The following is a 21,330-nucleotide window of genomic DNA, read 5'->3' on the forward strand; positions in this document are numbered from 1 at the left end:
ATCCTGAAGGAGCATCCATGCAGCATGCGAGGACGGCGAAAACGGGGAACGGAGCGGCGGCACTCGATGTCGCCGGCGTCAGCCATTCCTATGGCCCGAAGCGGGCGCTCAACGACGTCTCGTTCTCGATCGCGCCGGCGACTTTCACCGCCCTTCTCGGTCTCAACGGCGCCGGCAAGACGACCCTGTTCTCGCTGATCAGTCACCTCTACGACACGCGCCAAGGATCGATCCGCGTCTTCGGCCATGACGTCAGCCGTGCGTCCGGCGAGGCGCTCAGGCGGGTCGGCATCGTGTTCCAGGCACGCACGCTCGACCTCGACCTGAGCGTATACCAGAACCTCTCCTATCACGCCTCGCTGCACGGCATCGGACGGCACGAAGCCCGACAGCGCATTGCAGCGCTGATCGAGAGAGTCGACATGCAAGGCCGTGAGCATGACAAGGCTCGCAGCCTTTCCGGCGGCCAGATGCGGCGCATCGAGATCGCCCGGGCGCTGCTCCATCGCCCGTCCCTGCTGCTGCTCGACGAGGCGACGGTGGGTCTCGACATCCAGTCGCGCGCGGGCATTCTCGCCACCATCCGCAAGCTGGTCGAAACCGAGGGCATCGGCGTGCTTTGGGCCACCCACCTGATCGACGAGGTTGAAGACGGCGACCATGTCGTCGTGCTGCGGCAAGGTGACCTGGTCGCCAAAGGCAAAGTGGCCGACGTGGTCCAAGCGAGTGGCGCCGCGTCGATCCGCGACGCCTTTTCCAAACTCAGCCGCGGCGAAGCAGCCGGCCAGGCGGAGATCTCGCCATGAGCACTCCCGCAATGCCGGAAAAGGTCGCATCCGTCACGCCGGTGAAGTCCGGCGCGTTCGGCTTTCGTCACTACCTCATCTGCCTCAAAGGCGTCGTCGTGCGGGAAGGGCTGCGCTTCCTGCACCAGCGCGAGCGCTTCATCTCGTCGCTGGTGCGACCGCTCGTCTGGCTGTTCATTTTTGCCGCCGGGTTCCGGCAGGTGCTCGGTGTCTCGATCATCCCGCCCTACAAGACCTACGTGCTCTACGAGGTCTACATCACGCCGGGCTTGTGCGGCATGATCCTGCTGTTCTCGGGCATGCAGTCTTCGCTGTCGATGGTCTATGACCGTGAGATGGGCAATATGCGCATCCTGCTGGTCAGCCCATTTCCCCGCTGGTATCTGCTGGTGTCGAAGATGCTCGCCGGCGTTTCCGTTTCGATCGCGCAGGTTTATGCCTTTCTGATCGTTGCCTGGTTCTGGGGCGTCAAGGCGCCGCCGCTCGGTTACCTATGCGTGCTGCCGGCCCTGTTCCTGTCGGGGATGATGCTTTGCGCGCTCGGCATGCTCCTGTCCTCGATGATCAAGCAGCTCGAGAATTTTGCCGGGATCATGAACTTCGTGATCTTTCCCGGCTATTTCGCGTCGCCGGCGCTCTATCCTTTGTGGCGCATTCAGGAAGCGAGCCCGCTGCTTTACAAGCTCTGCCTCGCCAACCCCTTTACCTATGCCGTCGAGCTGATCCGCTTCGCCTTCTACGGGCAGGTCGATTGGGTGTCGCTGGGCGTCGTCGCCGGCTGCACGCTGCTGTTTCTCGGGGGCGCCATCATCGCTTATGACCCTTCGCGCGGCCTGATAACACGCAAGCAAGGCACGGGAGGAAACGGTTGATGGAACGGATGAGCCTGGTTCGCAGTGGTTGCGGCTGTCATGCTCATGCCCCACGGCGCCATGGCCGCGAAGTCGCCGGGGTGAGCTTGATCGAACGGGAGAGAGACGAAGCTAAGGAACTGATCCCTGAGCTAGGCAGTTGTGTTTTGTTCCTGTGTTTTTTGGCTGTTTGAGAACCCAGCGTTTCATTTGTCCGTTTGTGAGGTGATGGATGAGCCATCGCATTGCCCGCAGTGGCGCCAATGAGGACCGGTCCCTTCGGGCTGGCTAAAGAGGAGAATGCAATGAAGAAGAAGAGCTGGAAGAAACCGACGATGTGCCAGGTTGCCGCGGGCTTCGAGATTTCGCGGTATCTGCCTGCTGAAACGCCTCCCAGGAAGTAGGCCGCAGAGCTGCGTGTCCCTGGCTGCGGGGGCATGCATCCCCTTGCCGCTTGAGGTCGTCGAGACGGGGGCTGCCGCGGGAAGCGCGGGCGCGAAGCCGTTTGCCACCGAGAATTTGGCGTCGGTCAAATGGGCCGCAGAGCAGGCATCGCCATGCGCGTGAAGATCATAGGATCGGCGGCGGGAGGCGGCTTTCCGCAATGGAACTGCAACTATCGCCTGAGCCGCTCGGCTCGGAGCGGCATGGCCGGCGTGCATTCGCGGACCCAGTCGTCCATTGCCGTATCGGCTGACGGGACAGGCTGGGTTCTGTTCAACGCGTCGCCCGACATTGGCCGGCAGATTGCACAAACGCCCGAACTGCAGCCCGCGGCCGATGCGCCGCTGCGCTCGACGCCCATCCGCGCGGTCGTGCTGACGAATGGCGACGTCGACCATGTCGCCGGCCTGCTCAGCCTGCGAGAGCGGCAGCCCTTCGCAATCTATGCAACGGCACAGGTGCTGGCGACGCTGGCGGCGAATTCGATCTTCAACGTTCTCGATCCGGCGATCGTGCCGCGCCGCCTTCTGGCGCCAACGGAGGAACTGGCGATCTGCAACGCGGACGGCCAGCAGACCGGCGTGGTCGTCGACGCCTTTCCCGTGCCCGGCAAGATCGCGCTATATCTCGAGCAAAGATGCGATCCAAGTGCCGATTTCAGCTCCGACACGGGCGACACGATCGGCGTGCATATCAGCGGGGCTGGAAGTCGCGCCGCTGTCTTCTACATTCCCGGCTGCGCGGGCATAGATGCCGCCCTGCGCACGCGTCTGGCGGACGCCGCCTGCCTTCTGTTCGACGGCACAGTCTATACAGACGACGAGATGATCCTCGCCGGCGTCGGCCAGAAGACCGGTGTGCGCATGGGGCACATCGCAATGTCTGGAGAAGCGGGTTCGATCGCCGCCTTGGCCGACGTGAGGATCGGCCGCCGCGTCTTCGTCCACATCAACAATACCAATCCTGCTCTCGACGAGAGTTCCGCCGAACACGCGGCGGTCAGAGCGGCTGGCTGGGAAATCGGGAGCGACGGAATGGAGATCGAACTTTGAGCGACTTCCACGACGCGGCGCGACATGGTCTGTCCAAGAGCGAGCTCGAGGTGGTGCTGCGGCAGGTCGGCGCCGAGCGTTATCACAACCGCCATCCCTTTCATCACAGGATGACCAGTGGCGGGCTGACGAAGGCCGAAATGCAGGCCTGGGCATTGAATCGCTACTGCTACCAGGCCGTCATTCCGCGCAAGGACGCCATGATCCTGGCACATGCCGAGGATCCGGCGTTTCGCGCCGCCTGGCGCAAACGCATCGAGGATCACGACGGCGAGGACGGCTGGAGCGGCGGCATCGCGCGCTGGCTGCATCTGGCGACCTCGCTCGGGCTCGATGCCGAAGCCGTCAAGAGCGAAAGGCTGGCGCTGCCGGCGACCCGCTTCGCCGTCGGCGCCTATCTTTCCTTCTGCACGAACCGCACGCTGCTCGAGGCGGTGGCATCGTCGCTGACCGAGATGTTCTCGCCGATCATCATCGGCGAGCGAGTGCCGGCGATGCTGGCCAAATACGACTACATCACCGAGGACACGCTGGCCTATTTCAGCCGGCGGCCGGAACAGGCAACGCGCGACGCCGACTTCGCCCTCGCCTATGTGCTGAGCCACGCCGATACGGCCGAGCGCCAGCAGCAGGCGATCGATGCGCTGGTGTTCAAATGCGATATATTGTGGGCCATGCTCGATGCACTTCAACATGCCTATGGCGCGCCGGGAAACGTCCCTCCGGGCGCCTTCCAGCCGGAGGCAACCCGATGATGGCGCCGCGCGAGAGAGCCATCGTCTCCTTGCAATCAATGCCATCGCTGCCGAGGCACGTGCGTATTCAGTACGACCCCGTGCGACAGGCCTTCGCCGTGCTTTCGCCGGAAAAGGTATTCTGGCCGAACGATATCAGTCTCGACATATTGCGCCGCTGCGACGGGCGGTCCGCGGTCGGCTACATCATCGCTGGTCTTGCGGCCGATTACGATGCTGAACAGGAGGCCGTAGCGGCCGATGTCATCGCCTTCCTGCAGGAATGGTCGGACAAGCTGCTGGTGAAGCTATGAGCGAGCCGCTTCTGCCTCCGATCGGCATGCTGGCGGAACTGGCGCATCGCTGCCCGCTGCAGTGCCCTTATTGCTCCAATCCGCTCGAATTGCTCAAGGCCAATCGTGAGCTCGACACCCAGACCTGGCTCGATCTTTTCTCGCAGGCCGCCGATCTCGGCGTTCTGCAGGTGCATCTGTCCGGCGGCGAGCCGACGCTGCGCCGCGATCTCGAGCAATTGATCGCCGGGCTTTCGGCGCGCGGTGTCTACACCAATCTCATCACCGCCGGCATCAACATTGCCGAGGGCCGGATCGCGGCCTTTGCCGAAGCCGGGCTCGACCACCTGCAGCTGAGCTTCCAGGGCGCCCGCCCGGCGACGACCGACCGTATCGGCAACCACAGCGGCAGCCACGAAAAGAAGCTGGAGACGGCACGCCGCGCCCGCGCGGCCGGGTTGCCGCTCACCATCAATGCGCCGATCCATCGCCACAACATCGAGGAAGTGCCGGAATTCATCGACCTGGCTCTTTCGCTGGACGCCGAGCGGCTCGAGATCGCCAATGTGCAGTATGCCGGCTGGGCGCTGGCCAATCGCAATACGCTGATGCCCGAACGCGCCGCGGTCGAACGGCAGGCGGAGATCGTCGCGGCGGCGCAAGCACGGCTTGCCGGCGTCATCAACATCGATTTCGTCCCGCCGGACTATTTCGCCGTCTATCCCAAGCCGTGCATGGGCGGCTGGGCGCGCGACGCCTTCATGGTGACGCCCGACGGCACGGTGCTGCCATGCCATGCCGCGCAGACCATTCCTGCGCTCCGCTTCGAGCGTTTCGGAGAGCGCTCGCTGGCCGAGATCTGGGCCGATTCACCGGCATTCAATGCCTTTCGCGGTACCGAATGGATGCTGGAGCCGTGCCGAAGCTGCGAGCGGCGCGAGATCGATTGGGGCGGCTGCAGATGTCAAGCGATGGCGATTGCCGGCGATGCCGCCGCAACGGATCCGGTCTGCATCAAATCGCCGATCCATGCCCGGGTGGGCATGCTCACCGATGAAACGCGACGCGCCGCGGCAGACAGTGCGGCGGGCGAACCCTTCATTTACCGTCGGATAGGAGCTGTGGCGGAGCTCGCCTGACCGTCTTCCCCTAAGTGGTCCCCAATAGGATAGAACCGGAATTCGGCATGGCGGGATTTGTGCGAAAGCGCGTCGCCTGAATCCGTTCCAGCGCGACGCGCTTTAGAGAGGGTCGAGGCGCAGTTTGTCCCGGGCGATCTTCCAGGCGGATTCGACGTGGCGCCGTGCCGCGGCTTCCGCCTCCTGCGGCTTACGCGCCCGGATCGCATCCATAATCGCGTTCATCTCGGCGATCGCCGGCTCGCGACGGTTTGCCGAGGCGATCGTCATCGAACGCAGCTGGTTGATGCGCACATTCAACCCGCTGACGATCTCCCAGGCGACACGCTTGTCCGCAGCCTCGAAAAGCGCTTCGTAGAACTTCGTCGTCGCGCGCATCACTGCCGGCGGCTTGCCCGAGGCCCAGGCCTCGAAGAGCTCGCCGAGGGCGTGCTCCAGTACGGCCAGTTGGCCATTGGTGGCCGATTGCGCGCAGGCGCGCGCCGCGATGCCCTCGAGCAAAGCCCTGAGCTCATAGATCTCGTCGGTGCGGCCGATATCCGGTTTGGCCACAGCCGGACCATGCCCGGGGATCATCTGCACAAGGCCTTCAGCCTCCAGCTGCCGCAGGACCTCGCGCACAACCGATCGGCTGACGCCGAGCTGGTCGCAAAGCGGCCGCTCGACCAGCCTGTCGCCGGGCTGGAAATGAAAATCCATTATGGCCTCGCGCATGCGCTCAAGGGCCAATGTTCTCAAGGTTTTGGCGCTGCGATCGATGCGAAGCGTGTCGTCCTGCATGTCTCTGCTCCCTTGGCCGCCACGAAAACAGATTCCATGGCCGGTTGACAAGGTATTTGGTGCTCCATACTATGGTATACCATAAGACGACAGAGAAGTTGGCATTTTCTCGAGCGCCACCTGACAGAGGTTTCCATGCAGCCGGCCATTCGCAAGATCGTCACTTACAGCGAGAACACGCTGATCGAAGGCGGCAAGGCAGCATCCAAGCCGCTGCGCCTGATCGGCATCGCCGCCGTGCTGACGAACCCCTGGGCGGGTCGCGGCTTCATCGAGGATCTTTCGCCCGAGATCCGCGCCTTTGCGCCGGTGCTTGGAGAAACCCTGACCCGCGAGATCGTTGCCGCCGCCGGCTCGGCCGAGGCGATCGAGGGCTACGGCAAGGCCGCGATCTGCGGCACGTCGGGCGAGATCGAGCATGCCTCGGCGCTGATCCACACACTGCATTTCGGCAATCATTATCGCCGCGCCGTCGCCGCCAAGACCTATCTCGCCTTCACCAATCTGCGTGGTGGGCCGAACACACCGATCATGATTCCGCTGATGGACAAGAATGACGAGGGCCGCCGCTCGCACTATCTGACCGTGCATTTCCAGATCGGCGACGCACCGGCGCCGGACGAGTTGGTCGTGGCGCTCGGTGCTTCGATCGGCGGCCGTCCTCACCATCGCATCGGCGACCGCTATCAGGACCTCAAGGAAGTGGGCGACCTGCATGGCTGACGCCGTCGCACCTGGATGGACCCGGGCAGCCGCGCCCGACGGAACCGGCTTTATCCGCGCTGGATCGGGCGCGCCGGTGCTGTTCATCCACGGCGTCGGCATGAACGCGACGATCTGGCAGCCGCAGATCCAGCGGATGGCTGACCGCTTCGACCTGATCGCCATCGACATGCTTGGCCACGGCCGCTCGCCGCTGCCGCCGCAGGAGCCGGAACTCGCCGACTATGCCGCGCAGGCGATCCGGCTGCTCGATCATCTCGGCCTCGACAAGGTGTCCGTCGTCGGTCACTCGATGGGGGCTTTGGTCGCGCAGGAACTCGCGCTGCTAGCGCCGGAGCGCATCCGCCGTGTCGTGTCGCTCAACGCCGTGTTCCGTCGTCCGCCTGATCTGGCCCAAGCCGTGCTCGAGCGCGCGGCGGCGCTCACCGGCCACGGCGATGCGGCGGGGGTCGCCCAGACCATCGCCCGCTGGTTCGGCGATCCGGTTCCGGCCGAGCTGACGGCGGCGGCCGGGAAGGCGGCGGCAGCGTTGAGCGAGGTCGATCCCGAAGGCTACGCCCGCACCTATCGCCTGTTCGCCCGTGCCGACGGCGACCACGCCGAGCGCCTGCAGACCCTGGCCATGCCGGCCCTGTTCATCACCGGCTCCGAGGACAAGAACTCCTCGCCGGCAATGTCGGCCGCCATGGCCAGGCTCGCGCCGCATGGCCGCTGCACCGTTCTCGCCGGCCAAAGGCACATGATGGCGGTGGCGGCACCGGATCTCACCTCACGATGCATCGCCGAGTTCCTGAACGAAGGTGAAAGCCTGGAGCAAGGAGCAGCAGCGGACGCCAGCTTCGACAGCGGCGAGTTCCGGCGTGCGCTCGGCTGCTTCCTAACCGGCGTCACCATCGTCACCACGATCGGCGCGGAAGGCGAGCCGCGCGGCTTCACCGCCAACTCGTTCACATCGGTGTCGCTTGATCCGCCGCTGGTGCTGGTCTGCATCGCCCACAAGGCGCTCGGTCATCCGGTGTTCGCGACATCGAAGAGCTTCGCCATCAACATTTTGAACGAGACCCAGAAAGCGGCCTCCGGCATCTTCGCCTCGAAGGCAGCGGATAAGTTCGCGTCGGTCGACTGGCGCCCGGGGAAGACCGGCAGTCCGGTTCTCGACGGCTCGGTCGCAACCTTCGACTGCGATATGGAGCGGTTGGTCGAGGCGGGCGACCATTCGATCCTGATCGGCCGCGTCCGCGACTTCCAGCACAATACCTCGCAGCCTCTCGGCTATTGCCGCGGCGCCTACATCACGCCCGGGCTCAGTCAGGAGGCGCTGGCCGCCGCCCAGCCCGGCACCGATGTCGGCGCCATCCTCGAAAACGGCGGCCGTATCCTGTTCCTGGAAACGCCAGACGGCTTCCTCGAACTGCCGCGCGGCCGGGGGCTGGGCTCGGCAAGCGACGGCAAGAGCCTCAACGGGCTTCTGGCCGCAAAGGCCATCGAGGCCCAGCTCGGCTTCCTCTTCGCCGTCTGGGACGACGCGGGCAAGCCCTCGCGCACCCATGTTTACTATCGCGGTACCTTCGACGTGCCGGCTTCCAGCGATCGCGGCATCCGGCTGATCGACATCGACGCGATCGACGAGTTGAAGATCGCCGATCCGGCCACCCGCTCGATGCTCACCCGCTATGTGCGCGAATGCACTGAAGACGCATTCGGCGTCTATGTCGGCAACGAGGTCGAAGGCGAGGTAAGGCCGCTCGCCAGGACCGCCGCCCTCAATACAGGTGACCAGGGATGAAGTTCTCGCTCTTCGTGCATATGGAACGCTCGGATCTCGCCAAGCCGCATTCGGAGTTGTTGCGCGAGCTGGGTGAGCTGGTCCTACTGGCGGAACAGGCGGGCTTCGAGACCGCCTGGATCGGCGAGCATCACGGGATGGAGTTCACCATCTCGCCCAATCCGTTCATCAACATCGCCTATCTTGCGGCCAAGACCAGCCGCATCCGCCTCGGCACCGGAACCATCATCGCGCCCTTCTGGCACCCGATCAAGCTTGCCGGCGAGGCGGCGATGACCGACGTGATTGCCGGCGGCCGGCTCGACATCGGCATCGCCCGGGGCGCCTACAGCTACGAATATCAGCGCGTCTTCCCCGGGCTCGATGCCTGGGGCGCCGGGCAGCGCATGCGCGAGATCATTCCGGCGATCCGAGGTCTCTGGGACGGCGACTACGAGCACTCCGGCGAATTCTGGCAGTTCCCGCCAACCACCTCCTCTCCCAAGCCCCTGCAAAAACCCTACCCGCCGATCTGGGTGGCGGCGCGCGATCCGAACTCGCACGACTTCGCTGTCGCCAACGGATGCAAGGTCCAAGTGACGCCGCTGGCGTCCGGCGACGATGAGGTTGCAAGCCTGATGCAGCGGTTTAACGACGCCTGCGCCGCGCATCCTGAAATCCCGCGTCCGGAAATCATGCTCTTGATGCACACGTTCGTCGCCGAGGACGCCGCCGATGCCGATCGGCTGAGCCAGGATCTGTCGAACTTCTACTGCCAGTTCGGCGCCTGGTTCCAGAACAAGAAGCCGGTGCACCAGGGCATTTTGGAACCACTGAGCGCCGAAGAGATCGCGGCCATGCCGCAATACGCGCCGGACAAGATGCGCCAGAACCTGATGATCGGCGAGGCGCACGAGGTGGTCGCGCGGCTGAAAGCCTATGAGACGCTAGGCTTCGACCAGTACTCGATCTGGATCGACAGCGGCCTTTCGCACGCGCGCAAGAAGAAATCGCTGCAATTGTTCATCGACCGGGTGATGCCGGCCTTCATCTGATCGCGAACGAACGGGCAAGGCCATGACCGACGCCGCATTCAGGAACTTCATCGACGGCCGCTTCGACGAGCCGTCGGCCAGCTTCGACAGCATCGATCCGTCGACCGGCGCGCCATGGGCGAAGATGCCGGCGGCGGATGAAGCCGATGTCGACCGCGCCGTCGAGGCCGCGCATCGTGCGCTGCGCACCGGCCCTTGGGCATCGATGACAGCAACCGCGCGAGGCAAGCTGCTGGTCAGGCTCGGCGACCTCGTGGCCGCCAATGCGGGCCGCCTGGCCGAGCTGGAGACGCGCGACACCGGCAAGATCATCCGCGAGACGCGCTCGCAGATCGCCTATGTCGGCGACTATTACCGCTACTATGGCGGGCTCGCCGACAAGCATGAAGGCGCGCATGTGCCGATCGACAAGGCCGATCTCGACGTCACCATCCGCCGCGAGCCGATCGGCGTGGTCGCCGCGGTGGTGCCGTGGAACTCGCAGCTCTTCCTCTCGGCGGTCAAGCTCGGCCCGGCGCTTGCCGCGGGCTGCACGGTGGTGCTCAAGGCCTCAGAAGACGGCCCGGCACCGCTGCTCGCCTTCGCCGAGTTGGTCAGCGAAGCCGGCTTTCCGGCCGGCGCCGTCAACATCCTCACGGGCTTCGGCCAGGAGTGCGGGCAGCGCCTGACCAGTCATCCGCTGGTCTCGCGCGTCGCTTTCACCGGCGGCCCGGCCACGGCGCGCGCCATCGTCAGGAACACGGCGGAAAACCTCGCGCACACGACGCTCGAGCTCGGCGGCAAGAGCCCGGTCGTCGTCTTTGCCGACGCCGACCTCGACAGCGCCGCCAATGCGGTCGTCGCCGGCATCTTTGCGGCAACCGGACAGAGCTGCGTCGCCGGCTCGCGTCTGCTCATCGAGCGTACCGTAAGACAAGAATTCCTCGGCCGGTTGAAGCGCAAGGCCGAGGCGATCCGCATCGGCGATCCTCAGGATCCGGCCACCGAAATGGGGCCGCTCGCGACCCTGCGCCAGCGCGACCGGATCGAGACGATCGTCGCCGAAAGCCTCGCCGCCGGCGGCAGGCTGGTCACCGGCGGCAAACGCCCCGACGCCGGCGCTGGCTTCTACTATGCACCGACGATCATCGATGCCGGTGACAGCAACCTGCCCTGCGTGCGCGAGGAATTGTTCGGGCCGGTGTTGAGCGTGCTCGCCTTCGACACCGAGGTCGAGGCATTGGCTCTAGCCAACGACACGCCCTTCGGTCTCGCCTCCGGCGTCTTCACCTCGAATCTCGGCAAGGCGCACCGCATGGCGCGCGACATCCGTGCCGGCGTCGTCTGGGTCAACACCTATCGCGCCGTGTCGCCGCTCGTTCCCTTCGGCGGCTACGGGTTGTCGGGTCTTGGCCGCGAAGGCGGGCTCGACGCCATCCGCGACTACACGCGCTCGAAATCGGTCTGGATCAAGACCTCGGACGAGCCGATTCCCGATCCCTTCGTCATGCGCTGAGAACGCATGCCGAGGGTGCAGCGACAAGAACAAGAAACGGAACAGAGAAATCAGAGGAGAATGACATGAGACTGATCTTAGCCGGCGTGCTCGCCGGACTGCTATCGGCAACCGCCGCCAAGGCCGACGAAATGGTATTCACCAGCTGGGGCGGCACCACGCAGGAAGCGCAGACCAAGTCCTGGGCCGAGCCGTTCGCGGCGAGCTCCGGCATCAAGGTGCTGCAGGACGGCCCGACCGACTACGGCAAGCTGAAGGCCATGGTCGACGCCAAGAACGTCACCTGGGACGTGGTCGACGTGGAAATGGATTTCGCCATCAAGGCCGCCAAGGACGGGCTGCTCGAGCCGATCGACTTCGCCGCCGTGCCGAAGGCCGATCTCGACCCACGCTTCAGCAACGAGCACGCCGTCGGCAGCTTCTACTATTCCTTCGTGCTGGCCTGGAACAAGGGCGTGGTTTCGGGTGAACCGACAAGCTGGGCCGACATGTTCGACACCAAGAAGTTTCCCGGCAAACGGACCTTCTACAAATGGTCGGCGCCGGGCGTGATCGAGATCGCGCTGCTCGCCGACGGCGTGCCGGCGGACAAGCTCTATCCGCTCGATCTCGAGCGCGCTTTCAATAAGCTCGACACGATCAAGTCGGATATCGTCTGGTGGGGCGGCGGCGCGGAGTCGCAGCAGCTCATCGCTTCGGGCGAGGCTGCCTTCGGGCAGCTCTGGAACGGCCGTGTCTTTGCGCTCGAGAAGGACGGCGCCGATGTCGGCGTCTCCTGGAACCAGAACCTCACCGCCGCTGACGTTCTCGTCGTGCCGAAGGGCGCCAAGAACAAGGACAGCGCGATGAAGTTCCTCGCCGCCGCGACCAGCCCGGCCGGCCAGGCGAAATTCGCCGAGGCAAGCGGCTACGCGCCGATCAACACCAAGGCCAAGGCCGAAATGCCCGCCGACGTGGTGAAAGGGCTGCCCGACGCGCATGTCGAGGGTCAGATCAATCTCGACATGAACTACTGGGCCGAGCACCGCGACGAGATCGCCACGCGCTGGTACGCCTGGCAGACCAAGTAGCGCCACAGGAAGCCGGGGCGCGGCAAGCCGCGCCCCCTTCGGACGACGGGAACCGCTCGATGCAAGCACACTCCCTCAGCCGCGGCTCGATTGCCGGCTTGCCGGCCGGCAGCGGCGGCGCCCTGCCGGCCCTGGTGCTGGTCGGCCTGTTCTTTGTCGTGCCGGTGGTCGCGCTCTTGCTGCGCAGCGTCACCGATCCCGAGCCCGGCCTGCAGAACTATGCCGCGCTGTTCGGCAGCGGAACTTACGTGCGGGTGTTTCTCAACACCTTCCTGGTCGCGGCCGTCGTCACCGTCGTGACCATCCTCGTTGCGTTTCCGGTCGCCTGGATGCTGGCGATCATGCCGCCGGCGCTCGGTTCGGTCGTCTTCGGCATCATCATCCTGTCGATGTGGACCAATCTCCTCACCCGCACCTATGCCTGGATGGTGCTTTTGCAGCGCACCGGTGTGATCAACCGGGCGCTGATGGGGCTCGGCGTCATCCAGGAGCCGCTGCCGCTCATCAACAATTTGACCGGCGTCACCATCGGCATGGTCTACATCATGCTGCCCTTCATGATCCTGCCGCTAGTCGGCACGCTGCGCGCCATCGATCCGATGACGCTGCGCGCCGCCGCCCTTTGCGGCGCAAGCCCGTCGCAGGCATTCCGCCGCATCCTGCTACCGCTGTCGCTGTCCGGCATCGCCGCCGGCGGGCTGATGGTCTTCGTCATGTCGCTCGGCTATTTCGTGACCCCCGCGCTGCTCGGCGGCACATCGAACATGATGCTCGCCGAAATGATCGCCCAGACGGTGCAGTCGCTGCTCAACTGGGGGCTCGGAAGTGCTGCGGCCTTCGTGCTGCTCGCCGTCACCATGGTGCTCTACGCGATCCAATTGCGCATGGTCGGCGCCAGGCGCCTCGCCGGAGGGCTCTAAGATGCTGCTCGACTACGACCGGCTCGGATGGCTGCGTGCGGCGCTCGCCGGCTTCACTGCGCTCATCGCAGCTTTCCTTCTGTTGCCGGTGGTCTTCATCGTCCTGTTGTCGTTCGGCTCGTCGCGCTGGCTGGCCTTTCCGCCACCCGGCTGGACGCTGAATGGTATCAGGAACTGCTCGCCGACCCGGCCTGGATCGACGCCGCTTTGACCAGCGCCAAGATCGCCGCGATGGCCGCCATCCTCGCGGTTCTGATCGGCCTGCTCGCCTCGTTCAGCCTGGTCAGGGGCGAATTTCGCGGCCGGCAGTTCCTGCGCGGCCTGCTGCTGACGCCGATGGTCCTGCCGGTGGTGGTTTTCGCCATCGCCATCTACGCCTTTTTCCTGCGCATCGGGCTCGCCGGCACGACGATCGGTTTCGTCATCGCCCACACCATCCTGGCGCTGCCCTTCGCCATCATTCCGATCGCCACCGCGCTCGAAGGTTTCGACAAATCAATCGAGGACGCGGCGATCGTGTGCGGGGCCAGTCCGCTGCAGGCGAGGCTCAGGATCACCCTGCCCTCGATCCGCATCGGCATCTTCTCGGCGGCGATCTTTTCCTTCCTCGCCTCTTGGGACGAGGTGGTGGTGGCGATCTTCATGGCGAGCCCGACCCTGCAGACCTTGCCGGTGAAGATCTGGGGCAGCCTGCGTGCCGATCTGAGCCCGGTCGTCGCCGCCGCCTCCAGCCTGCTCGTCGGCCTCACCCTGTGCCTGATGATCGTCACCGCACTCCTTCGCAGAAGACTGTCCAGATGACCCGGCCATTCCTGTCCATCCGCGCGGTGAGAAAGGCGTTCGGCGCCTTCGTCGCCGTCCACGACGTCACCATCGATGTGCCGAAGGGCGAATTCCTGACCTTTCTCGGGCCGTCAGGCTCCGGCAAGTCGACGACGCTCTATGCGATCGCCGGTTTCCAGGATCCGACGTCTGGCGACGTGCTTTTGGAAGACAAGTCGCTGCTTTCGGTGCCGTCGCACAAGCGCAACATCGGCATGGTGTTCCAGCGCTACACGCTGTTCCCGCATCTGAGCGTCGCCGAGAACGTAGCCTTTCCGCTGCGGGTGCGCCGCCGGCCGGATGCCGAAGTGAAGCGCAAGGTCGCCGATATGCTGGCGCTGGTGCGCCTGGAAAAATACGCTGAGCGCTATCCCGGCGCGCTGTCCGGCGGCCAGCAGCAGCGCGTGGCGCTTGCCCGCGCGCTCGCCTACGATCCCCCGATCCTGTTGATGGACGAGCCGCTGTCGGCTCTGGACAAGAAACTGCGCCAGGAAATCCAGGCCGAGATCCGCCGCATCCACCGCGAGACCGGCGTCACCATCCTCTATGTCACGCACGACCAGGAGGAGGCGTTGCATCTTTCCGACCGCATCGCCTTGTTCAAGGAAGGCCGCATCGAGCAGATCGGCACCGGCGAGGACCTTTATCTCAGACCAGCGAGCGAGTTCGTCGCCGGCTTCATCGGCAATTCCAACTTCCTGCCGGCGGAGCACCTCGAAACAGAGAACGGCGTTGCCTTGGTGCGGCTGGCCGATGGCTCGCTCGTCAAGGGCGTGAAAGCCACACAGGGGCTCGGCCGCGGCCAAAAGGCCAGGCTGATGGTGCGGCCGGAAGCGTTCCGCCTGACGCCCATGGAGGGGAATGCGTCGCTTGCCGTCGAGATCGTCGACACCGCCTTCTTCGGCGATCGCCGGCGCGTCGTGGCGCGCACGGGGTCGGGCGACGAGATCGACGTCAGGCCAACTTCGGATACAGCCGAACCGGGCGGCACCGATGCCGCTTCTGGCCGGCAGATTTTCTTCGATCCCGCTACGGCCTTCCTGTTTCCGGTCTGAAGGCAGGCTGGGTCATCCCCGCGACTGGCCCGCCGCCATCCAGTGCCGCGTCGTCACAACCGCGACCGTTTCGCGCCACGACCGGAACGCCTCTATGCGGCTCATCCAGGTGAGGCCCAGCTATGATGGGGACACGCTGGACCCGCGGTCGCGCGTAGAAGGCACGCCGGCCGGCGATCGCGGGCCGCAATGCTGGTCGAAGAAATCTGCAAGGCGATGAAGATCGCTTAGGACCGTGTGCCGCCGTGCCGATCAGCACGATCGCTGCAGAGACGTCGGCCATCCTCCTGTTGGATGCGCCGCCTTGATTAGAGGTTCACGCAGACCGGCCATAGGGGACGGTGCAGCAGGCGAGTACGCATCGCATGGCCTTCTCCTCTGCGCTGAGCCCGCCGAGATCGAGCATTTCCACATCGCCGCTCAGCCGGGGACGCGCTTGACCGTCATCTCAGGTCATCCGGCCGCGTGGGCGATGAAGAGATCGAGTAGTTGCGTGCGACCGGAGCAACGCCGATCACCGGATTCAGCATGATGAACTGGCCAGCTTTGAACTGGCTCGACTGCCCGCCCTTTGGCGAGAAGACGAACGTCTTTACGTCGTGTGTCTCCTGAATGGTGCGGCGACAGATCAGCGTAAGACGCCCCTGAAGCGGTCGGATCGGCAGGACGAGCAAAAAGAACTGAAGGCGTTCATCAGCTGGCTCGCGTTTAACGAGCCGAGCTTGCCAGCAGGCCTTACCCGAACACCATCTTCTTGCACCGGCTCTTGGGCATGCTGCTGCTGGCGCCGATCGCATCGGCATCCGCTGCAATAGGCCGCTGACGGGTCGGCGCCGGTTTTTGCGACAAACCGCTGGGCTATGGCGAAGACGCATTTGCGCCTTGGCAGGTCAACGTATGGCTTTAGAAATGGGAAGCTGGTGCCGACCGGCGATACGGCACGCGTCCCTTCTATGACGTCTCCGCCGGCCGCACCCCAACCAAGGAGCATTCCATGACCTGGAGCGGCGTGTTTCCAGCAGTGACGACCAAGATGCAGGCTTCCGGCGCAGTCGACCTGAAAGCCACGCAAGCCAGCATCGAGTGGCTTGTTCAGAACGGCGTGTCGGGCGTGATCGTCCTGCCCATGCTTGGCGAGAATGCCACGCTGACACAGGCCAAGCGCGATGCCGTGGTTGCAGCAGCCAGGGAAGTCGTGGCGGGACGGGTGCCGCTGCTCTCCGGTCTTGCGGAATTGTCCACCGACGACGCGGCCGCGGCGGCTCGCAACTACCAGAAGCTCGGAGCCGAGGGGCTGATGACCTTCCCCAGTCTCGCCTATCGCACCGACCGCCATGAGACCGTGGCATGGTACAAGACCGTGGCCGAGGCCAGCGATCTGCCGGTGATGATCTACAACAATCCGCTCGCCTACAGGGTCGACGTCGACGTCGAGACGCTGAAGGCGCTGGTCGACGTTTCCGGCATCGTCGCCATCAAGGAAGAGACCGGCGATATCCGCAGGGTAACCGACCTGTTCAACGCCTTCGGCGACCGTTTCGACATCTTTTGCGGCGTCGACGATCTTATCCTTGAAAGCCTGACGCTCGGTGTTGTCGGCTGGGTGTCGGGCATGACCAATGCATGGCCGGCCGAGTGCGTATCGCTGTTCAACGCCGCCCGCGGCGGCGATTATGCGGCAGCGCTTCCGCTCTACCGGCTGATGACGCCGGCATTTCATCTCGATACGGACGTCAAGCTGGTGCAGTACATCAAATTCGCCGAGCATCTGGTGTACGGCGCTCCGGAACACGTTCGAAAGCCGCGCCTGCCGATCGGCGGCGAGGAACGGTCGAAGGTGGAAGCGGTCATCAGGAAGACGATTTCCGATCTCGCAGCGCTGAAACGTGTTTGAGAAACGTTTGCAGGTGACGGCGCTGCGGACCGCCGAGCAGTCGGCCATGGTCAACTGCCGGTTCGCACCCGCACCTTTTCGGTGAAGGCCTCCACCTCGCCCTGGCGAGGTTGCTTGCCGGTGTGCGTGAGCAGGTAGGCCGGCGTCAGAGACAGACGGTTGCTCACCGGCTCGACGATCTCGAGCGAGTAATAGCCGATCTGCGTGAAGTACAGCACGCGCGCCCGCACGAAGGCTTCCGTGTCTGTGTAACCGTGCCGCAAAAACATCGCCCGGATGGCATCGACCCGCGCATCGTCTTCCTCGTTCACGATACGATGGACCTTGGCGGACTGGCGCGACCAGGCACGCACGGCGAAGTCCAAGCGCGGATTGAACAGCCTCTCATCCAGCCAGCACTCGAAGACATTGAGCACGGCCTCAGTTATCGACGCGGCGGGCCGGCCGGCCTGCTCGAGGATGAAACGGGTGTTGTTGTTGCGCCAATAGTCGAGAAGCTGATCGAGCAGGTCCTGACGGCTCTTGAAATACCAGTAGAAACTGGAACGGGAGACGTTCAGCTTCTGCCCGAGCGCGAGGACGCGCACCGCCTCCACGCCTTCGGAGATCAGCGTCTCCAGCGCGAGCTTCATCCAGTCCTCGCGCGTCACCTTGGTGTTGCCGATCAGACCGGACCGTCGCACGACTGCCTCTGCACTGGAATCCGAAAGCATCTCGGGCTGGCCAGGTTTGAATGCCGGCTAGATAGACCTGAAACCGCCCCCGCTACAATACTTGCACCTGTTCGAGCCACTCCCAAAGATACGGGGCAAGGCCCCGGTCGACGTGCACCCGCGCCCGATCGGGGCTGCCGAACCGGTAGAAGAGAACGCCGGCGCCGGCAAAAAGGATCGAAGCCGAGGGACTTGCCTGCCTCGGATCGAGCGCCGTGCTCCTGGCGACCAGACCGGCCAATCCCGGCCCTTTCATCTCGAATACATGCAGCCCGGCATCCATGACCGTGACCGCGAAACCGGCCGCGTGCCAGCCGGCCGCGACGGGCAATGGCCGTTCGCTTACGGCGAGAATGCGATCGCGCGCGATGCGCACCATGTATTTGTCGCCATTGGCAACCGCGCCGGCACCGACACCTTCCGCCGCGAGACCCGAAGCCTGCGCCCAAGCCGTCAGGTCGCCGCTGACCAGAAGCTGCTTCAGCCCGTCCAATGTGCGCACGCTAATCCCGTCCGTGTTCAGGACCGCGGTGGTCCAGTCGGGCGCTGGGGGCCATTTTTCGGCAAGGTTACGCATGCAGGCGGCTCCCTTCCGGATCGAAGGCGCAGGGCGCGACGATGGTGGCCTGGCGCAGGACGCCGAGGTGCTGAACGCCGATCGTTTGGCCATGCCGCGCGGCACCCCGTTCGATGAGCGCCAGGGCGACCGGGCGCCCGAGGGTCGGGCTTTGATAGCTGGAGGTGACGAAGCCGATGCTCCGGAGCCGGTCGCCGCTTTTCTCCACACCATGCGCGCCGGTCGCCAGCGGCGCCTTGCCTTCGCCGACAGCCAGGCCGACAAGCTGATTGCGATCGGTTCGGCTCGCCGCTTCGGTGAAAAGCGAGCGCCGGCCGACGAACTCACCTGTACGCTTGGTCCGCGGTCCCGCGACGCCGAGGTCGTGCGGCATGACGTTGCCGTCGGTGTCCTTGCCGATGACGATGAAGCCCTTCTCGGCGCGCAGGATCATCAGGGATTCAAGCCCGAGCAGCACGGCGTCGAACGCGCGGCCTTCCTGCTGCATTCTTGCCCAGAGCGCCCCGGCCCGGTCGGCGCGGATGGATATCTCGTAGCTTCGGTCGCCGGTGAAGGAGACCCGGGCAATGCGCACCTCGTGGCCGGCAAAGCGGCCGGCGGTAACAGCCATGTGCGGCAGGCTGGCATCGTCCAGCGCGGCACCCAGATCGAGCGCCTCTATCAGGCCGCGCGCGTTCGGACCCGAGACGGTCAAGGTGGCGTATTGCGCGGTGGCGTCGTGGATATAGACCGCATCGCGGCCGAAACGATCCTGCCGCCACTCTTCGAGACGCGCGTGGACAGCGGCGACATGCGACGACGAGCAGGAGACGATGAAGCGGTGCTCGTCGAGACGAACCAGCACGCCGTCATCGAAGACGACGCCATTTTCCGACAGCATGAAACCGTAGCGGCAATGGCCGGGTTTGAGGGTCGACACGGTGTTGTAATAGATGAAGTCGACGAATTCGGCCGCGCGTGGACCGATCACCTCGATCTTGCCGAGCGTCGAGCCGTCGAAGAGCGCAACGGACTGCCGGGCGCGCCGCGCTTCCTCCTGGATCGTGGCTCCGGCTTCGCCGCTTCCGTAATAGGCCGGCCTCAGCCAGCCGCCATATTCCTGGAACACTCCGCCTGCTGCGCGATGGTTTGCCTCTAGCGGCAGGCGACGGACCGGGGCGTGCATGCTGCCCCGACGCGCTCCCGCCAGGCTGGCGAACGGCACAGGCGTGAAAGGCGGCCGGTAGGTGGTGGTGCCGACATCCGAGATGGCGCGGCCGGTAACCGCGGCCAGCAGCGCCAGACCGTTCAGGTTCGACGTCTTGCCCTGGTCGGTCGCCATGCCAAGGGTCGTATAGCGCTTCAGGTGCTCGACGGAGACAAAATTCTCCCGCGCCGCCAGTTCGACGTCCTTGGCGGTGACGTCGCTCTGGTAGTCGATCCAGACGCGGCCCTTGGCTTTTGGCTTCGGCCACAGGCTGACGACGCCAAGCGTTCTTTCCTCGCCCGTGCTGCGAGGTGCCGGCGGCGCCGAGCCGAACCCGCCGAGGGCCGCCAGGCCGCTGGCCAAAGTTTCGGAAAGCGAGACCGTGCCGGCGACGGCGCCGGCTACGCCGATCCCCTCGATCGCTTCTGCGGGGATGAAAGCCGACAGTTGATCGCTCCAGGCGAGCTTGCCTTTCGCCTGTGAGAACAGATGCACGGTGGGTGTCCAGCCGCCCGAGAGGAGCAGGCAATCGGCCGCAAGGGCCGTACCGTCGTCGAGCAGAACACTCTGAACGGCGTTGCGGCCGCGCGCCGCTGCAATGGCGCGACCGGCGAGGACCCGAATACCGGTCTTCGCCTGCGCGCCACCCTCTCGCCGGCAATCAACCACTGTCACCGAAGCGCCGGCCGCAGCCAGCGCCGAGGCCGGCTCGTAGGCGCTGTCATTGTTGGTTGCGACCACGATCTGCCGGCCGACAAGGACGCCATGCCTGCGCAGGTAGCTCAACGCCGCGTCAGCGGAGAGTATGCCCGGAAGGTCGTTGTTGGCGAACGGGAGCGGCCGCTCGATCGCGCCCGTCGCCAGCACGATGCGGCGCGGGCGCGCGCGCCACAGCGTGTCGGGTCGGCCGTCGCGGTGAATCTGGTTGAGCGCGACCAGGTTGTGATCATAGAGGCCGAAGGCGGTCGTATCGCTGAGCACGAGGTGCCCACTGCTCTTCAGCCGGGCCACCGTCGCATCGATCCATGCCGCACCCTTGACACCGTCGATTTCGCCGGCGCGGTGGCGCAGGGATCCACCCGGATGCGTCCGCTCATCGACCAGGACAACCGAGTGCCCGGCCGCCGCCGCGCTGGCGGCCACGACGAGGCCGGCCGGCCCGGCGCCGACCACCAGGACGTCGCAATGATGGTTGATCTGGTCCGCGACCTCGCGCGGCTTCCAGTCGGGATCGACGACGCCAAGCCCGGCCATGGCGCGGATGCGCGGCTCGAACAGATGCCAGTCCGGCCACATGAAGGTCTTGTAGTAGAAGGCAGCGGGCAGGAAGCGGGCAAAGCGGTCGAGGACCGCGTTGCGGTCGGCAGCCGCCGTCGGCGAAGCGTTGACGCTTCTGACGACGAGGCCGTCGATTGCCGGCACCGTCGTCGCCCGCGCATTCGGCACGCGGCCGGCGGGACCCTCGACATCGACCAGCGCATTGGGTTCCTCGACGCCGGCGCCCCAGATGCCGCGCGGCCTATGATATTTGAAGCTGCGGCCGACGATCGCCTGGCCGCTTGCGAGCAAGGCGGAAGCGATCGTATCGCCGGCAAAGCCTTCGATGCGACTGCCGTCGAAGGTGAAGGAGAGCGGCCGGGCGCGATCGATGTCGCTGCCGCCATTGGCAAGACGCGACGCGCTCATGCCCCATGCTCCGTTTCGCCGAGCACCGAGGAACCGGCCACCTTGTGATTGACGCTGTCGCGGCTCATGGCGAAGAACTCGCCGCAGGTCAGGTGCATCCAGATCTCGCGAGTCGGCCCCTTCGGGTTGTCGCGCATATGGAGATAGCCGGCCCAGCGCTCGGCCGTCACGTCCCCGCCGTCGGGCCGCAAATTGCCGGCCTCTCCGCCATAGTGAAATTCGCTTTCTTCGCGCGGCCCGCAGAACGGACAGGGAAAGAGCTGCATCTTT

19 protein-coding genes and 1 pseudogene are annotated in these 21,330 nt (G+C 65.1%); 15 read left to right on the top strand and 5 right to left on the bottom strand.

From position 1 onward, the window contains the following. Positions 1-17 precede the first annotated feature (17 nt). The 6 genes from CK215_RS22210 (at position 18) to pqqE (ending at position 5,319) form a co-directional block, all read left to right on the top strand. Positions 18-806: an ATP-binding cassette domain-containing protein gene (locus CK215_RS22210; RefSeq protein ID WP_066993864.1), complete on the top strand. Its 789-nt coding sequence runs from the start codon at positions 18-20 to the stop codon at positions 804-806. Between the two features lie 11 nt (positions 807-817). Next, positions 818-1,678 carry an ABC transporter permease gene (locus CK215_RS22215; protein WP_170950359.1) on the top strand — a complete coding sequence of 287 codons (861 nt, stop codon included), beginning with the start codon at positions 818-820 and terminating at the stop codon, positions 1,676-1,678. Between the two features lie 536 nt (positions 1,679-2,214). Continuing rightward, positions 2,215-3,153, top strand: coding sequence for a pyrroloquinoline quinone biosynthesis protein PqqB (gene pqqB, locus CK215_RS22220; protein WP_095832226.1), 939 nt, complete (start codon positions 2,215-2,217; stop codon positions 3,151-3,153). After that, positions 3,150-3,908 carry a pyrroloquinoline-quinone synthase PqqC gene (gene pqqC / locus CK215_RS22225; RefSeq protein WP_095832171.1) on the top strand — a complete coding sequence of 253 codons (759 nt, stop codon included), beginning with the start codon at positions 3,150-3,152 and terminating at the stop codon, positions 3,906-3,908. Before pqqB ends, pqqC begins: the two co-directional genes overlap by 4 nt. Continuing rightward, positions 3,905-4,201 carry a pyrroloquinoline quinone biosynthesis peptide chaperone PqqD gene (gene pqqD, locus CK215_RS22230; RefSeq protein WP_095777414.1) on the top strand — a complete coding sequence of 99 codons (297 nt, stop codon included), beginning with the start codon at positions 3,905-3,907 and terminating at the stop codon, positions 4,199-4,201. The genes pqqC and pqqD overlap by 4 nt, the downstream gene beginning before the upstream one ends. Next, a complete protein-coding gene (gene pqqE, locus CK215_RS22235; protein ID WP_095832172.1) occupies positions 4,198-5,319 on the top strand; it encodes a pyrroloquinoline quinone biosynthesis protein PqqE in 1,122 nt (373 codons plus the stop codon). Before pqqD ends, pqqE begins: the two co-directional genes overlap by 4 nt. Positions 5,320-5,421: 102 nt before the next feature. Here the strand turns inward: pqqE and CK215_RS22240 are convergent, their stop codons facing one another. Continuing rightward, positions 5,422-6,099, bottom strand: coding sequence for a GntR family transcriptional regulator (locus CK215_RS22240; protein ID WP_095832173.1), 678 nt, complete (start codon positions 6,097-6,099; stop codon positions 5,422-5,424). 135 nt (positions 6,100-6,234) lie between these two features. Here CK215_RS22240 and CK215_RS22245 point away from each other — a divergent pair, with 135 nt between their 5' ends. The 9 genes and pseudogenes from CK215_RS22245 (at position 6,235) to CK215_RS22290 (ending at position 16,898) form a co-directional block, all read left to right on the top strand. Continuing rightward, entirely contained in the window at positions 6,235-6,822 is a 588-nt protein-coding gene (locus tag CK215_RS22245; protein WP_095832174.1) for an amino acid synthesis family protein, read from the top strand. Continuing rightward, positions 6,815-8,608: an alpha/beta fold hydrolase gene (locus tag CK215_RS32280; RefSeq protein WP_095832175.1), complete on the top strand. Its 1,794-nt coding sequence runs from the start codon at positions 6,815-6,817 to the stop codon at positions 8,606-8,608. The genes CK215_RS22245 and CK215_RS32280 overlap by 8 nt, the downstream gene beginning before the upstream one ends. Beyond that, positions 8,605-9,642: an LLM class flavin-dependent oxidoreductase gene (locus CK215_RS22255; RefSeq protein WP_095832176.1), complete on the top strand. Its 1,038-nt coding sequence runs from the start codon at positions 8,605-8,607 to the stop codon at positions 9,640-9,642. The genes CK215_RS32280 and CK215_RS22255 overlap by 4 nt, the downstream gene beginning before the upstream one ends. A 22-nt stretch (positions 9,643-9,664) precedes the next feature. After that, positions 9,665-11,137 (top strand): aldehyde dehydrogenase, encoded by a 1,473-nt coding sequence (locus CK215_RS22260; RefSeq protein ID WP_095832177.1) that lies wholly within the window; start codon positions 9,665-9,667, stop codon positions 11,135-11,137. 65 nt (positions 11,138-11,202) lie between these two features. Beyond that, positions 11,203-12,207 (top strand): ABC transporter substrate-binding protein, encoded by a 1,005-nt coding sequence (locus CK215_RS22265; RefSeq protein ID WP_095832178.1) that lies wholly within the window; start codon positions 11,203-11,205, stop codon positions 12,205-12,207. A gap of 59 nt (positions 12,208-12,266) precedes the next feature. Further along, positions 12,267-13,127 (top strand): ABC transporter permease, encoded by an 861-nt coding sequence (locus tag CK215_RS22270; RefSeq protein ID WP_095832179.1) that lies wholly within the window; start codon positions 12,267-12,269, stop codon positions 13,125-13,127. A gap of 1 nt (position 13,128) precedes the next feature. Next, positions 13,129-13,928, top strand: a pseudogene (locus tag CK215_RS22275) (ABC transporter permease). Then, positions 13,925-15,004 (top strand): ABC transporter ATP-binding protein, encoded by a 1,080-nt coding sequence (locus tag CK215_RS22280; RefSeq protein WP_095832180.1) that lies wholly within the window; start codon positions 13,925-13,927, stop codon positions 15,002-15,004. The pseudogene CK215_RS22275 and the gene CK215_RS22280 overlap by 4 nt, the downstream one beginning before the upstream one ends. A 994-nt stretch (positions 15,005-15,998) precedes the next feature. Further along, positions 15,999-16,898: a dihydrodipicolinate synthase family protein gene (locus CK215_RS22290; protein ID WP_095832181.1), complete on the top strand. Its 900-nt coding sequence runs from the start codon at positions 15,999-16,001 to the stop codon at positions 16,896-16,898. A gap of 50 nt (positions 16,899-16,948) precedes the next feature. Here CK215_RS22290 and CK215_RS22295 read toward each other — a convergent pair whose 3' ends face one another. From CK215_RS22295 to CK215_RS22310, 4 genes are all read right to left on the bottom strand, one after another. After that, the gene (locus CK215_RS22295) at positions 16,949-17,530 is read right to left on the bottom strand and encodes a TetR/AcrR family transcriptional regulator (protein ID WP_245418763.1); all 582 of its coding nucleotides are present in this window, start codon (positions 17,528-17,530) and stop codon (positions 16,949-16,951) included. A 133-nt stretch (positions 17,531-17,663) separates the two neighbouring features. Continuing rightward, positions 17,664-18,188: a hypothetical protein gene (locus CK215_RS22300; RefSeq protein WP_095832183.1), complete on the bottom strand. Its 525-nt coding sequence runs from the start codon at positions 18,186-18,188 to the stop codon at positions 17,664-17,666. Continuing rightward, the gene (locus CK215_RS22305) at positions 18,181-21,060 is read right to left on the bottom strand and encodes a sarcosine oxidase subunit alpha family protein (RefSeq protein ID WP_095832184.1); all 2,880 of its coding nucleotides are present in this window, start codon (positions 21,058-21,060) and stop codon (positions 18,181-18,183) included. Before CK215_RS22305 ends, CK215_RS22300 begins: the two co-directional genes overlap by 8 nt. Continuing rightward, positions 21,057-21,326, bottom strand: coding sequence for a sarcosine oxidase subunit delta (locus tag CK215_RS22310; protein ID WP_095832185.1), 270 nt, complete (start codon positions 21,324-21,326; stop codon positions 21,057-21,059). The genes CK215_RS22305 and CK215_RS22310 overlap by 4 nt, the downstream gene beginning before the upstream one ends. Positions 21,327-21,330: the final 4 nt, after the last annotated feature.

The organism is Mesorhizobium sp. WSM3864 (assembly GCF_002294955.1).
GTDB lineage: Bacteria > Pseudomonadota > Alphaproteobacteria > Rhizobiales > Rhizobiaceae > Mesorhizobium.

What these genes read in the sequence shown, in the direction of transcription:
- CK215_RS22290 (WP_095832181.1), top strand. Translation starts at nt 15,999, where the DNA reads ATGACCTGGAGCGGCGTGTTTCCAGCAGTGACGACCAAGATGCAGGCT.
- pqqE (WP_095832172.1), top strand. Translation starts at nt 4,198, where the DNA reads ATGAGCGAGCCGCTTCTGCCTCCGATCGGCATGCTGGCGGAACTGGCG.
- CK215_RS22310 (WP_095832185.1), bottom strand. Translation starts at nt 21,326, where the DNA reads ATGCAGCTCTTTCCCTGTCCGTTCTGCGGGCCGCGCGAAGAAAGCGAA.
- CK215_RS22215 (WP_170950359.1), top strand. Translation starts at nt 818, where the DNA reads ATGCCGGAAAAGGTCGCATCCGTCACGCCGGTGAAGTCCGGCGCGTTC.
- CK215_RS22300 (WP_095832183.1), bottom strand. Translation starts at nt 18,188, where the DNA reads ATGCGTAACCTTGCCGAAAAATGGCCCCCAGCGCCCGACTGGACCACC.
- CK215_RS22265 (WP_095832178.1), top strand. Translation starts at nt 11,203, where the DNA reads ATGAGACTGATCTTAGCCGGCGTGCTCGCCGGACTGCTATCGGCAACC.
- CK215_RS22270 (WP_095832179.1), top strand. Translation starts at nt 12,267, where the DNA reads ATGCAAGCACACTCCCTCAGCCGCGGCTCGATTGCCGGCTTGCCGGCC.
- CK215_RS22280 (WP_095832180.1), top strand. Translation starts at nt 13,925, where the DNA reads ATGACCCGGCCATTCCTGTCCATCCGCGCGGTGAGAAAGGCGTTCGGC.
- pqqD (WP_095777414.1), top strand. Translation starts at nt 3,905, where the DNA reads ATGATGGCGCCGCGCGAGAGAGCCATCGTCTCCTTGCAATCAATGCCA.
- CK215_RS22255 (WP_095832176.1), top strand. Translation starts at nt 8,605, where the DNA reads ATGAAGTTCTCGCTCTTCGTGCATATGGAACGCTCGGATCTCGCCAAG.
- CK215_RS22210 (WP_066993864.1), top strand. Translation starts at nt 18, where the DNA reads ATGCAGCATGCGAGGACGGCGAAAACGGGGAACGGAGCGGCGGCACTC.
- CK215_RS22295 (WP_245418763.1), bottom strand. Translation starts at nt 17,530, where the DNA reads ATGAAGCTCGCGCTGGAGACGCTGATCTCCGAAGGCGTGGAGGCGGTG.
- pqqB (WP_095832226.1), top strand. Translation starts at nt 2,215, where the DNA reads ATGCGCGTGAAGATCATAGGATCGGCGGCGGGAGGCGGCTTTCCGCAA.
- CK215_RS22245 (WP_095832174.1), top strand. Translation starts at nt 6,235, where the DNA reads ATGCAGCCGGCCATTCGCAAGATCGTCACTTACAGCGAGAACACGCTG.
- CK215_RS32280 (WP_095832175.1), top strand. Translation starts at nt 6,815, where the DNA reads ATGGCTGACGCCGTCGCACCTGGATGGACCCGGGCAGCCGCGCCCGAC.
- CK215_RS22240 (WP_095832173.1), bottom strand. Translation starts at nt 6,099, where the DNA reads ATGCAGGACGACACGCTTCGCATCGATCGCAGCGCCAAAACCTTGAGA.
- CK215_RS22260 (WP_095832177.1), top strand. Translation starts at nt 9,665, where the DNA reads ATGACCGACGCCGCATTCAGGAACTTCATCGACGGCCGCTTCGACGAG.
- CK215_RS22305 (WP_095832184.1), bottom strand. Translation starts at nt 21,060, where the DNA reads ATGAGCGCGTCGCGTCTTGCCAATGGCGGCAGCGACATCGATCGCGCC.